Source organism: Rhodanobacter denitrificans, assembly GCF_000230695.2.
Lineage (GTDB): Bacteria > Pseudomonadota > Gammaproteobacteria > Xanthomonadales > Rhodanobacteraceae > Rhodanobacter > Rhodanobacter denitrificans.
Map to the genome: position 1 here is coordinate 220775 of NC_020541.1, position 12421 is coordinate 233195.

12 protein-coding genes and 1 pseudogene are annotated in these 12421 nt (G+C 68.4%); 6 read left to right on the plus strand and 7 right to left on the minus strand.

What is annotated here, in order from left to right:
- Nucleotides 1-93 precede the first annotated feature (93 nt).
- The 6 genes and pseudogenes from R2APBS1_RS00890 to mnhG all read left to right on the plus strand — a co-directional run bounded on the left by R2APBS1_RS00890 (nt 94) and on the right by mnhG (nt 6046).
- A pseudogene (locus R2APBS1_RS00890) lies at nt 94-3003 on the plus strand (monovalent cation/H+ antiporter subunit A).
- Nucleotides 3003-3338 (plus strand): Na+/H+ antiporter subunit C, encoded by a 336-nt coding sequence (locus R2APBS1_RS00895; RefSeq protein ID WP_015446488.1) that lies wholly within the window; start codon nt 3003-3005, stop codon nt 3336-3338. Before R2APBS1_RS00890 ends, R2APBS1_RS00895 begins: the two are co-directional and overlap by 1 nt.
- Nucleotides 3335-4933, plus strand: a complete 1599-nt coding sequence (locus R2APBS1_RS00900; RefSeq protein WP_015446489.1) for a monovalent cation/H+ antiporter subunit D — start codon at nt 3335-3337, stop codon at nt 4931-4933. The genes R2APBS1_RS00895 and R2APBS1_RS00900 overlap by 4 nt, the downstream gene beginning before the upstream one ends.
- A complete protein-coding gene (locus R2APBS1_RS00905; RefSeq protein WP_015446490.1) occupies nt 4930-5418 on the plus strand; it encodes a Na+/H+ antiporter subunit E in 489 nt (162 codons plus the stop codon). The genes R2APBS1_RS00900 and R2APBS1_RS00905 overlap by 4 nt, the downstream gene beginning before the upstream one ends.
- Nucleotides 5415-5696 (plus strand): K+/H+ antiporter subunit F, encoded by a 282-nt coding sequence (locus R2APBS1_RS00910; protein WP_015446491.1) that lies wholly within the window; start codon nt 5415-5417, stop codon nt 5694-5696. Before R2APBS1_RS00905 ends, R2APBS1_RS00910 begins: the two co-directional genes overlap by 4 nt.
- Entirely contained in the window at nt 5693-6046 is a 354-nt protein-coding gene (mnhG, locus tag R2APBS1_RS00915; protein ID WP_015446492.1) for a monovalent cation/H(+) antiporter subunit G, read from the plus strand. The genes R2APBS1_RS00910 and mnhG overlap by 4 nt, the downstream gene beginning before the upstream one ends.
- 150 nt (nt 6047-6196) lie before the next feature.
- On the opposite strand, the gene R2APBS1_RS00920 is transcribed toward mnhG, so the two are convergent.
- The 7 genes from R2APBS1_RS00920 to R2APBS1_RS00950 all read right to left on the minus strand — a co-directional run bounded on the left by R2APBS1_RS00920 (nt 6197) and on the right by R2APBS1_RS00950 (nt 12401).
- Nucleotides 6197-7525, minus strand: coding sequence for a Fic family protein (locus R2APBS1_RS00920; RefSeq protein ID WP_015446493.1), 1329 nt, complete (start codon nt 7523-7525; stop codon nt 6197-6199).
- A gap of 200 nt (nt 7526-7725) precedes the next feature.
- Nucleotides 7726-7923 carry a CsbD family protein gene (locus tag R2APBS1_RS00925; protein WP_015446494.1) on the minus strand — a complete coding sequence of 66 codons (198 nt, stop codon included), beginning with the start codon at nt 7921-7923 and terminating at the stop codon, nt 7726-7728.
- A 213-nt stretch (nt 7924-8136) separates the two neighbouring features.
- Nucleotides 8137-8673 (minus strand): lipocalin family protein, encoded by a 537-nt coding sequence (locus R2APBS1_RS00930; protein ID WP_015446495.1) that lies wholly within the window; start codon nt 8671-8673, stop codon nt 8137-8139.
- A 35-nt stretch (nt 8674-8708) separates the two neighbouring features.
- Nucleotides 8709-9791: an SAM-dependent methyltransferase gene (locus R2APBS1_RS00935; RefSeq protein ID WP_015446496.1), complete on the minus strand. Its 1083-nt coding sequence runs from the start codon at nt 9789-9791 to the stop codon at nt 8709-8711.
- Nucleotides 9788-10570 (minus strand): DUF1295 domain-containing protein, encoded by a 783-nt coding sequence (locus R2APBS1_RS00940; RefSeq protein WP_015446497.1) that lies wholly within the window; start codon nt 10568-10570, stop codon nt 9788-9790. Before R2APBS1_RS00940 ends, R2APBS1_RS00935 begins: the two co-directional genes overlap by 4 nt.
- Nucleotides 10567-11109 carry a DUF2878 domain-containing protein gene (locus tag R2APBS1_RS00945; RefSeq protein WP_015446498.1) on the minus strand — a complete coding sequence of 181 codons (543 nt, stop codon included), beginning with the start codon at nt 11107-11109 and terminating at the stop codon, nt 10567-10569. The genes R2APBS1_RS00940 and R2APBS1_RS00945 overlap by 4 nt, the downstream gene beginning before the upstream one ends.
- Nucleotides 11106-12401 carry an SAM-dependent methyltransferase gene (locus tag R2APBS1_RS00950; RefSeq protein WP_015446499.1) on the minus strand — a complete coding sequence of 432 codons (1296 nt, stop codon included), beginning with the start codon at nt 12399-12401 and terminating at the stop codon, nt 11106-11108. The genes R2APBS1_RS00945 and R2APBS1_RS00950 overlap by 4 nt, the downstream gene beginning before the upstream one ends.
- Nucleotides 12402-12421: the final 20 nt, after the last annotated feature.

Below are 12421 nucleotides of genomic sequence, written 5' to 3' on the forward strand. Positions count from 1 at the left end.
TCGGCCGAGGCGTGCGAACGCTCATGAAGTGCCGGGGTGTCCGCCCCGGTTGCCGGAGACACCGACAACCCTGCCTTGCGAGCGCTGCAACCGATGCCCGACCACGCCCTGCCAAGCGCCATCATCTGCCTTCCGTTCGCGGCCAGCGTCGTGGTGTTCCTGCTGCGCGGCCGCGGTCGCGGCCACAACCTGGCGGCGTGGCTGATGACCGCCACGGCGCTGCTCGGTCTGCTGCTTTCCCTGTGGCTGTACCCGACGATTGCCGCCGGCCACGTGCTGCGCCAGGTGATCCCGTAGGTGCCGGGGCTGGGGCTGGACCTGGTGTTCCGGGTGGACGGCTTCAGCTGGCTGTTCATGCTGCTGATCTGCGGCATCGGCACGCTGGTGGGCCTGTACGCCCGCTACTACATGTCGCCGGACGATCCGCTGGCGCGCTTCTTCGCGCTGCTGCTGGCGTTCATGGGTTCGATGCTGGGCATCGTGATGTCCGGCAACGTGATCCAGCTGGTGTTCTTCTGGGAGCTGACCAGCCTGTTCTCGTTCCTGCTGATCGGCTACTGGCACCACGGCGCGTCGGCGCGCGACGGCGCGCGGATGGCGTTGATCGTCACCTCCGGCGGCGGCCTGTGCCTGTTCGCCGGCGTGCTGCTGCTGGGGCACGTGGTGGGCAGCTACGACCTCGACGCGATCCTCGCCGCGGGCAACGCGGTGCGCGCGCATGCGCTGTACACGCCGACGCTGCTGCTGATCCTGCTTGGCGCATTCACCAAGAGCGCGCAGTTCCCGTTCCATTTCTGGCTGCCGCAGGCGATGTCGGCGCCGACGCCGGTGTCGGCGTATCTGCATTCGGCGACGATGGTGAAGGCCGGCGTATTCCTGCTGGTGCGTTTCTGGCCGGTGCTGGGCGGCACCGACCAATGGTTCTGGGTCGTCGGCGGGGTGGGCCTGGTGACGCTGATCCTGGGCGCGTACTCGGCGATGTTCGAGCAGGACCTGAAAGGCGTGCTGGCCTATTCGACGATCAGCCACCTGGGCCTGATCACCATGCTGGTCGGCCTGGGCAGCGCGCTCGGCGTGGTCGCGGCGATCTTCCACATCGTCAACCACGCCACCTTCAAGGCCTCGCTGTTCATGGCCGCCGGCGCGGTCGACCATGAGGCCGGCACGCGCGACCTGCGCAAGCTTGGCGGGCTGCGCCGCTTCATGCCGGTCACCGCGACGCTGGCGCTGATCGCCGGCGCGGCGATGGCCGGCGTGCCGCTGCTGAACGGTTTCCTGTCGAAGGAGATGTTCTTCGCCGAGACGCTGGCCACCCGCCAGGGCCCGTTGCTCGACCTGGTGTCGGTGGTGATCGCGGTGGCCGCCAGTGCGTTCGGCGTGACCTATTCGATCCGCTTCGTGCGCGGCGTGTTCTTCGGCCGCGTGCCCGCCGACCTGCCGCGCCAGCCGCACGAGCCGCCGCTGTGGATGCGCTTCCCGATCGGCTTGCTGGCGCTGGCCTGCCTGCTGGTGGGCATGCTGCCGAGGCGGGTGATCGGGCCGTCGTTGCGCGCGGCCGCGAGCGCGGTGCTGGGCGCCGCCCACGTGCCGGATTACAGCCTGGCGGTGTGGCACGGGCTGACCGCGCCGCTGCTGATGAGCGTGTTTGCGTTCGTGGCCGGCTGCCTGCTGTTCGTCAGCCTGCGTCGCCGTTTCGATGCCATCGAGGCGGCGCCGCTGACCAGCCGCGTCAGTGGCAAGCGCCTCTTCGAGCGCGCGCTGGCGGTGTTCGCCGCGGACATCCCGCAGCGGATCGAGCGCCGCTACCCGAGCCGTCGGCTGCAGTCGCAGTTGCTGTGGATCGTGCTGCTGGCGCTGGTCGCCGGCACGCTGGCCGCGACCAGCGTGCCGTTCGGCTTCCGGCCGCGCTGGTCCAGCGTCGACCCGGCGTTCGCGCTGTTGTGGCTGCTCGGCGCGGCCTGCGCGATCGGCGCGGCGAGCCAGGCCAAGTTCCATCGCCTCGCCGCGCTGGTGCTCACCGGCGGCGCCGGGCTGGTGTCGTGCGTGAGCTTCGTGTGGCTGTCGGCGCCGGATCTGGCGGCGACCCAGCTGCTGGTCGAGGTGGTCACCACCATCCTGATCCTGCTCGGCCTACGCTGGCTGCCCAAGCGCATCGAGGGGCTGGCGGCGGAGAGCCGCGCACACCGCTTCCGGCGCCGGCGCGACGTGTTCATCGCGGTCGTGGTCGGCCTCGGCGTGGCCAGCCTCGCCTATGCGGCGATGATGCATCCGGTGGCCGACTCGATCTCGCACTTCTTCCTCGAACGCGCGTACACCGAGGGCGGCGGCCGCAACGTGGTCAACGTGATCCTGGTCGACTTCCGCGGCTTCGACACGCTGGGCGAGATCAGCGTGCTGGCGATCGTGGCGCTGACCGTGTTCGCCCTGCTGCGCCGCTTCCGCCCGGCCGCCGAGAGCATCAGCGCACCGCTGCAGCAGCAGCGGCAGGCTGCGCCCGACGCGGATCAGCCCAGCCGGGCGGTCGACCATTCGCTGACCGATTACCTGATGATCCCGGGCCTGATCATCCAGCTGATGTTCCCGGTGATCCTGCTGTTCGGGCTGCACCTGTTCCTGCGCGGGCACGACCTGCCGGGCGGCGGTTTCGTCGCCGGCATCACCGTGGCGGTGGCGCTGATCCTGTTGTACATGGCGCGTGGCGCGCGCTGGGTGGAGGCGCAGCTGCGCGTGCTGCCGCTGCGCTGGATCGGTGCGGGCCTGCTGCTAGCGGTGGGCACCGGGCTTGGCTCGCTGGCGTTTGGCCGTCCATTCATGACCAGCCATTTCCAGTACCTGGAGCTGCCGTGGCTGGGCCGCGTGCCGCTGGCCACGGCGCTGCTGTTCGACCTGGGCGTGTTCGCCGTGGTGGTCGGCGCCACCGTGCTGCTGCTGATCGCGCTGGCGCACCAGTCCTTGCGCCGGCCGCGCCAGCTGTCGGCGGCCGAGACGGGAGGGCCGCGCTGATGGAACTGGTGCTGGCCGCCGCGATCGGTATCCTCGCCGCCTCCGGCGTGTGGCTGCTGCTGCGCCCGCGCACCTTCCAGGTGATCATTGGACTGACCCTGATCTCCTACGCGGTGAATCTCTTCATCTTCTCGATCGGCGGCCTGCGCACCGGCGCCGACCCGGTGCTGCACGGCGGCGACATCGCGCAGTACGCCGACCCGCTGCCGCAGGCGCTGGTGCTCACCGCGATCGTCATTGGTTTTGCCACCACCGCGCTATTCCTGGTGGTGCTGCTGACCTCGCGTGGCTTGACCGGCAACGACCACGTCGACGGCGAGGACGGCACGCCGTGAGCAGCCAGCTGATCATCGCGCCGATCGTGCTGCCGCTGCTGGTCGCCGCGCTGCAGCTGCTGGTCGGCGAGAGGCACCGGCGCACGGTGCTGGCGCTGAGCATCGGCGCGTGCGTGGCGCTGGTGCTGCTGGCCGCCGCGCTGATGCGGACGGTGTCCGCCGACGGCGCGCTGGCGGCGGTGTACCGCATCGGCGACTGGCCGGCGCGCTTCGGCATCGTGCTGGTGGCCGACCGGCTCTCCGCGCTGATGGTGCTGCTGACCACCGTGCTGGCGCTGGCCGTGCTGCCGTACGCGCTGGGCCGCTGGCAGCATCGCGGCGGCCACTTCCAGCCGCTGCTGCAGTTCCTGCTGATGGGCCTGAACGGCGCGTTCCTCACCGGCGACCTGTTCAACCTGTTCGTGTTCTTCGAGGTGCTGCTGGCGGCATCCTACGGACTCGCCCTGCATGGCTCGGGCGCGCGCCGGGTCAGCGCGGGGCTGCACTACATCGCGGTCAACCTGACCGCCTCGATGCTGTTCCTGCTCGGGGTCAGCCTGATTTTCGGCGTCACCGGCACGCTGAACATGGCGGCGCTGGCCGAGCTGATTCCGCACGTGCCCGAGCGCACCCGCGCGCTGCTGCATGCGGGCGCGGCGCTGCTCGGCGTGGCGTTCCTGATCAAGACCGCGATGTGGCCGCTGGGCTTCTGGCTGCCGCGCACCTATGCGGCCGCATCGCCGGCGGTGGCCGCGATGTTCGCGCTGATGACCAAGGTCGGCATCTATGTATTGCTGCGCCTCGGCCTGCTGCTGTTCGGCGCCGGCGCCGGGCCGGCGTCGAGCCACTTCGGCAGCGGCTGGATGTTGTGGGGCGGGGTGGCCACGGTGGTCGCCGGCACCGTCGGCATGCTCGGTGCGCGCGACCTGGCCAGGCTGGCCGGCTACAACGTGCTGATCTCCTCCGGCACCCTGCTCGGCGCGATCGGCCTGCAACTGCCGGCGGTAACTGCCGGCGCGCTGGCCTATCTGGTGATCTCCACGCTGGCCATCGCCGCGTTCTTCCTGGTCGCCGGCCTGCTCGCCTCCGACGGCGACGACGATACCGACGACAGCCTGAGCCTGGAGCCGTACGAACAGCCGGGCGAAACGGCAGCGAACGAAAGCCTGTACGCGCAGGAGGACGAGCGGCCGGTGGTGATCCCCGCGCCGATCGCGATGCTGGGCGTGAGCTTCAGCGCCTGCGCACTGCTGCTGGCGGGATTGCCGCCGCTGTCCGGCTTCCTGGCCAAGTTCGCGCTGCTGGCGCCGATGCTCGACGGCGGCGCGCGGTCCGGTGCGGGCGTGCTGTTCGCGCTGGTCATCGTGGCCGGTTTCTGCACGGTGATCGCGTTGTGCCGCGCCGGCATCCAGATCTTCTGGGTCGAGCCGGAGCGGATCTTCCCGAAGGTGCGCCTGGTCGAGAGCGCCTCCATCGCGATCCTGCTCGGCCTGTGCCTGCTGCTCACCGTGCTGGTCGAGCGGCCGCTGCACTACCTGCGCGACACCGCCGGCCAGCTGCATGCGCCGGCCGGCTACATCCACGCGGTGCTGCCACCGGGGGAGGCCGCACCATGATCCGGCGCTGGCTGCCGTACCCGATCCTGTCCGCGCTGCTGCTGGCGGTCTGGCTGCTGCTGCAGCAGAGCGTGGCGCCGGGCACGATCCTGCTCGGCGCGCTGCTGGGCGCCGCGTTGGCGAAGGTGTTCGGCCTGCTGCGCCCGCCGAAGGCGCGGCTGCGCCACTATCCGCTGCTCGGCCGGCTGTTCCTGCGCGTGGTGCTGGACATCTTCCGCTCGAACCTCGCGGTGGCCCGGCTGGTCCTGCGCCGCGACAGCCGCACGCGCTCCGGCTTCGTGGCGATCCCGCTGACCCTCACCGACCGCTACGGCCTCGCCGTGCTGGCGTGCATCATCACCTCCACACCGGGCACGATCTGGGTCAGCTACGACTCCAATGCGAACATCCTGCTGATCCACGTGCTGGACCTGGTCGACGAGGCGGGCTGGATCGACTCGATCAAGCGGCGCTACGAGCGCCCCCTGCTGGAGATCTTCCAATGAGCCACGGCCTGCTGCACGCCGCCATCCTCGTCGCGCAGATCCTGCTGCTGCTGGCGATGAGCTTCTCGGTCATCCGCATGGTGCGCGGGCCGCGCGCGCAGGACCGCGTGCTGGCGCTGGACGCGCTGTACGTCAACGCGATGATCCTGCTGCTGACCATCGGCATCCGCAGCGGCAGCCTGCTCTACGTCGAGGCCGGCCTGATCATCGCGCTGCTCGGCTTCGCCGGCACGGTGGCGCTGTCGAAGTTCCTGATGCGCGGACAGGTGATCGAATGAGCCACCTCGACGCCCTGCCGCCGTGGGCGGCGATCCTGGTGGCGGCCCTCGTGCTGCTGGGGGCGCTGTTCGCCTTCGTCGGCTCGCTCGGCCTGCTGCGCCTGCAGAACTTCTACCAGCGCGTGCACGCGCCGACCCTGGGCACCACGCTGGGCACGTTCTTCATGCTGGCCGGCTCGATCACCTGCTTCTCGGTGCTGCACGGCCGGCCGATCGTCTACGAGATCCTGATCGGCGTGTTCCTCACCCTGACCACGCCGATCACCCTGATGCTGCTGGTGCGCGCCGCGCTGTACCGCGACCGCGAGGAAGGCTCGCAGGAGGTGCCGCAGCTGACGTCGCGGGACTGATTGGGCGAGAGCGCTTACGGAGCCGGACCGAGGCGAACGGGCCGGCCCGGCGATCCGATGCCACGGCGAACCGCCTGCCGTATCCGCTAGAACACCCTGTCGCCTGGCCTCATCACGCGCGATCCCGCGTGTGATGAGGCCAAGCCGTGGTCATGCATGCAATCGTTTTTCGAGATCGGGCACCGGAACGAACACGAAGGCCTTCCCTTCGCGGGATTGGCGCAGGAACCCTTCGGCCACCAGGGCAAGCAGGTCGGCCCTGGCGGTCTGGTATGACGTACCGTGGCTTCTGCGGTGCATTTCGATGGTGAAGACCTTTCCCGGGTTCTTGAGGGCGTTCAGAAGGAGCGCTCTTTGCCTATGATTGATCTGGTGAGCCCACGGGCTGCCGGGTTTGAGCAGCGCCGCGGCGGCTGCCTGTTCATTCTGTTTTCGCGTGATGTAGCGATGAACGCCGTCGATGGCTTCGAGAATGGCGGTCAGCTGGTGAGCCACGAAATAGGTGGTGTCCCCCTCGTCAGTCTCCGTATACAGGTATGACCGCATGTATTGAGCGGGGGCTCGCTTCAGGATGCTCGATATCGATAGATACTCGGCCATCCAGAAACCCGATCTCAGCAGCGCCCAGTAAAACAACGTCCTGGCGGTCCTGCCGTTTCCGTCGACGAACGGATGGTCGTAGCCGATCTGGAAGTGGATCAGGATCGCCCTGACCACCGGATGCACGAAGTGCTCGCTGTCGTCCGACTGGTTGGCGAAGTCGCAAAGGGACTGCAGGCGCTGCTCGAGTTCCCGTGCCGGTGGAGGCACGTGGAGAACGCGACCGGTCTCGTCCTCGATGACGATGTCTTCCGAGGGCAACCGGAACCTTCCCGCGCATCCCTCGTCGTCGAGCGTTCCATCGGTCAGCTTGCGGTGGATCTCGAACACCGCCGCAGGAGTCAGCGGCCGCTGCCTCCATGCTTTCAGTTCGCGCATGGCCAGGTAGTTGTTGTAGATCATGCGTTCGCCGTAATCCCGCGGCTCTCGCCCGCTGCGAAGCATGTCTTTTGCGACTTGGGTGGTCGTGGCAGCTCCTTCAAGCTGCGACGAAGTCATCGCTTCTTCCATCAGGGATCGAACGAGGTAGTGTTCGCGGGTGACTTCCGATTGGGAGGCCTCCTGGCCACGAAGCGCGCCGGCGGCATCACGGCCGATCAGGAACAGGTTTCGCTGGATGCTGTCGCTCAGAACGACGGTGAACGGGTTGCCTGCCTTGTCCTTCAACGGCATTTCCTGGCGCAGCCCGCGGCGCGCCATCTTGATTCCCAGCCACCATTCTTCCGGCGTCAGGTTCTCGGGTGGCGTGAGATGGCGTAGCTGATCCCAGTGCTCGTATCGTCCCTTGACCTCGGGGCCAAGCTTGCCGAGAAGTATCTTGCGGACGTCGGAACGCTCGAACAGGTCGCCGAGCGCCGGGGGTGGCATGGGGAGTTTCATGGGGCACCTGTCAATTTGCTACTAATTAATAGCGGAATTAGTAGCAAATTGACAGTGCCACGCGCCGGCTCCGCGGCGCCCGCGCCGTCCCGCGACTGCGAACGCTAAGAAGGCTCGCAGGGTGCCGCTGCTGACGCGAAAAGACTGAACGCGGCAGGGCCGAGACGAGGCTGCCGGCCCTATGCGATCGGGCGCGGCACTTACAGCGTGCGTTCGAACTCCATCACCTGGCGCTGCGCCCCGTCGCGCGCGATGCCGTAACGCTCCTGCACCTTGCCGACCAGGTATTCGGTATTGCCCTCGGCCCGGGTCAGGTCGTCGTCGGTCAGGTCGCCCCACTTGGCCTTGATCTTGCCGGTCAGCTGTTTCCAGTTGCCCTGGATACGGTCGTCGTTCATATCGTGTCACTCCGTTGCGAATAGGGATGCAAGGCGTGCCGTTGCAACCCGTCGCGGACCACTATCCGCATGGCGGCCTTAACCATTGAGCTGTAGGCCCGCGAGCGTGGGAGTTTATCGTAGGGCGCGGCGCGCCCACGAGATCGGACCTTCGCCGGAACCAAGAAGCCCTGCGTCGGCGGGGGTCCCTGGCGGGCGCGGCGGGTTGTTCGGTCATTGCCGGGCTTGCTGGGGCACCTTGCGCACCTTGTCCATCGGATAGCCCAGCGCCTGCACCCGGGCCAGCAACGCGTCATAGTCGGCCTGCGGAATGGTGGGCGTGCGCGCCATCACCCAGGTGTAGTCGCGCGCATCGCGGGCCACGATGACCTGGCTGTAGTCGTCCTTGAGGTAGGCCACGATGTACTGCGCCTTCAGCGGCCAGAACACCTGCACGCCCCATACCGCATTGCCGCTGCCGGGCTTGACGATGCCGGTGGAGTGGATGTCCTTCTTCTCGCCGTCGAAGCTGCCTTCGCGGAAATGGAACGAAGTGGCGACGTCGCCATTGGGCTTGAGTGTGTAGACCTCCAGCGCGTCATAGGCGTTTTTCTCGAAGCGGGTGGGGATGCTGGCGATCACGTACCAGTTGCCCATGAAGCGGGGCAGGTCGACGTGGGCCACCGGGGTGATCGGCGGCAGCTCGCTGGCGCAGGCGCCGGCGCTCAGCAGCACGGCACAGGCCATCAGCAGGCTCTTCGAAAGTTTCATGGTCACTCCGGGCGAAGGTGGTGAGGGGCGTGGAGTCACGGCCGCGCGAAGCGGTAGTGCGCCACCAGCCATTCCTGGCCGTCCGCGTAGCCGAACAGTTCGGCGCAGGACATCCAGAACATGCGCCAGCGCTGGAACCACAGCGGCGCCGCCTGGCGTCCGTAGGCTTCGGCGAGTACGTTCATCACCCGCTCGCGGTGGGCGTCCTGGTTGGCCAGCCAGTGGTTGGCGGTGCGCCGGTAGTGCGTGCCGTCGACGTGCCAGCGCTGCTCGAGGTGCAGCGCGGACTGGAACCACAGCAAGGTGTCCGATGCCGGCATCAGCCCGCCGGTGAAGAAATGCCGGCCCATCCAGTTGTCGTCGCCCGCGGTCTCGAACGGATACATCGCGGTCTTGTGCGCGAAGAGGTGCACGAACAGCTTGCCGCCGGGCCGCAGCCAGCCGGCGATGCGCTGCAGCAGGGTCTCGTAGTTGCGCATGTGCTCGAACATCTCGATCGACACGCAGCGATCGAACCGGGCTGCTTCCAGCTCCAGCCGGTTCACGTCGCAGGTGAGCACGCGCACGTTGAACAACCCGCGGCTGCGGCACTGCGCCTCGATGTATTCCCGTTGCTGGCTGGAATTGGAGACGGCCTTGATCCGCGCATTCGGATAGCGCTCGGCCATCCACAGGGTCAGCGAACCCCAGCCGCAGCCCAGCTCCAGGATCGTCTGCCCATCGGCCAGTTCGGCGCGTTCGCCGTACAGCGCCAGCATGGCCTCCTCGGCTTCGTCCAGCGACTCGTCGCCGCGCGGGTAGTGGCAGCCGGAGTATTTCAGCCGCTTGCCCAGGCACAGCTCGAAGAACGCCGGCGGCAGTTCGTAGTGCTGCGCGTTGGCCTTGTCGGCATGGATCGCCACCGGGCTGTGCCGCAGCATTGCGATGCGCTCGGCGTAGCGTGCGGCCTGGGCGTCGAGGCCGCCGGCCTGCTCTTCGCGCAGGCGTTGCGCGCACAGCCGGCGGATGCCCAGGCGCAGCAGGGCATCGGGGATGTGGCCACGTTCGGCCATGCCCAGCAGGCCCGGCGCCGGACGCTCGCCCGGCAGTTCGGTGATGGCGGTGGCGCTGGTATTCATCGGTCGTTCCTCCTGGGAAACCAGGGAATGAGCATCGGGGTGGTGCGCTGGTATTCGCGGTAGTCCTCGCCGCGACTGAGCAAGGCCTGCGCCTCGGTGTACGGCACGCCGCTGATCCAGCGCAGGAACACGTACATCAGCAGCGGCCCGGACCAGGCCAGCCAGGCGATCGGCGAACCGATGGCGAGGCAGACATGGGCGAACCAGTGCAGCCACTCGAAGAAGTAGTTCGGATGGCGCGAGTAACGCCAGAAACCCTGGCGGCAGGTGTGGCCCCGGTTGGCCGGGTCGCTGCGAAAACGCGCCAGTTGCGCGTCGGCGATCGACTCGCCGACCACGCCGAGCAGCCAGATCGCCGCGGCGACGAGCAGCCACGGGCCGGAAGCTGCCGGGTTGCGCGACACCGCCACGAACGGCAGCGCGAACAGCACGACCAGCACGGCCTGGAACTGGAAGAAGGCGAAGAACTTCCACTCGCTGCCGTGCCAGTGCGCGCGCAGGCTGCGGTAGCGTCCGTCCTCCGGCTCACCGCGAACCCGCCGCCACAAATGGACGGCCAGACGGCTGCCCCACAGGCCGCCGAGCACGGCCAGCAGCAGCCGTGTCCACGGTGCGCCGCTGCCGAGGACGGCCAGCAGCACGGCGCTGCCGCCCACGCCGGCGGCCCACAGCACGTCGACGATGCCCGCATTGGCGTGGGTGCGCTGCCAGCGCCAGCCCAGGCTCATCATGGCCGCCGCGAGTGTCCACACGATCAGCAGTTGCCAGCAGGCATTCATGCGGCATGTCCTCGTGCCGTGCGCGACGACGTCGAGACGCGCCTCGCCAGCCAGCCCAGCGCGGGGGTCGCCAGCGCCCAGCCGGCGGCAAGCACCAGCAGGCCGCGCCAGGCCGGCCCGGCGAAGCTCACCACCTGCCAGCCGCGCGCGGCGCCCAGATAGGCCAGCGGCCCGCCGATCAGCCCCAGCAGTGCCGCCAGCCCCAGCCGCTTCTGCAGATAGCGCAGCGACTGGCTGAAGGTCAGCGCGAAGGTGATCCACAGCGCCAGGATCCACGCCGGCGCCAGTCCCGGATTCAGCCAGCCGCTGGCATAGCTGGCCAGGCCATAGCGGATCATCCCGCCGTCGAGCAGGAAACCGAGCACCAGTGCGGCCGCCATCAGGCTGAGATCGACGCGGATATTCCGCGCCAGGGCCAACTGCGCCAACGCGTAGACCAGCATGCCGAGCACGCCGGGCCAGGCCGTGCCGTGGCCGGCACCGATCACCGCGGCAAACCACACCGCCTGGTAGCCGATCAGGCTGGGCCAGAAACTCATGCCGGCAACTCGACGTCGGCGGCCAGCCCGGGCAGCACGGCGGCGCGGCGATGGCCGGGCTTGGCCATCAGCAAATGCGCCACGCCGATCGAGCGCTCGCGGAAGCCGCCCTCGCAATACGCCAGGTAGAACTCCCACATCCGGATGAAGCGCTCGTCGAAGCCTTGCGCGCGCACCTGCGGCAGCGTGGCCATGAAGCGTTCGCGCCAGGCTTTCAGGGTCAGCGCGTAGGAGCTGCCGAAGTCCTCCAGTCGGGTCAGCGCCAGGTCGCTGGCGCGGGTCTTCGCCGCCAGCAGCGCGTTGATCGAGGGGATGAAGCTTCCGGGAAACACGTGGCGCTTGATGAAGTCGACCGATTTCAAGGCCTGCGCGTAGCGGTGATCCTCGATGGTGATCGCCTGCAGCAGGGCCAGGCCGTCCGGTTTCAGCAGGCTGCCCAGCTTTTCGAAATAGACGTCCAGGTAGGCCGCGCCGATCGCCTCGACCATCTCGATCGAGACCAGCTTGTCGTACTGGCCGTCGAGGTCGCGGTAGTCCTTGAGCAGCAGGGTGACGCGATCACCCAGGCCCGCGGCCGCGATGCGCGCGCTGGCCAGCGCATGCTGCTCGCGCGAGATCGTGGTGGTGGTGACATGGCAGCCGCAATGCGTGGCCGCGTACAGCGCGAAGCCGCCCCAGCCGGTGCCGATCTCGATCACCCGGTCGGTCGGCTTCAGGTCCAGCTTGCGGCAGATCCGCTCCAGCTTGCGCGCCGAAGCGGTCTCCAGCGTGTCGGTCGGGTCGGTCCAGAGCGCCGACGAATACATCAGGTCGCGCGACAGGAACAGGCCGAAGAAGTCGTTGCCGAGGTCGTAGTGCGCCGCGATGTTGCGCCGGCTGCCGTCGCGGGTGTTCCGGCGCAGCGCGTGCCAGGCGCGCATCGCCATGCCGCCGAGGCGGGCCAGCCCGCTTTCCATCCCGTCGAGCAGGTCGCGGTTGTGCAGCAGCAGCTGGATCAGCCCCACCAGATCGTCGCACCGCCAGTGGCCGTCCATGTACGACTCGCCGGCGCCGACGCTGCCGTTGCGCGCCACCGCGCGATAGAACTCGGCGTCCAGCACCCGCAGCTGGATCTGCAGGTCGGGATACGCACTGGCCGGGTCGCCCAGCTCGACCGTGCCGCAGGCGTCCTGGAGCACCAGCCGGCCGTGGCGCAGGCCGTTCAGCCGGTCGAGCAGTCGCTGGCGCAGGAAGCTGTCGATGGCGCCGAAGGGTGCGTTTTCACCCGCAAGGGTGGTGGCGATGTCGTTCATGTCAGGTCTCGGGAATGTCT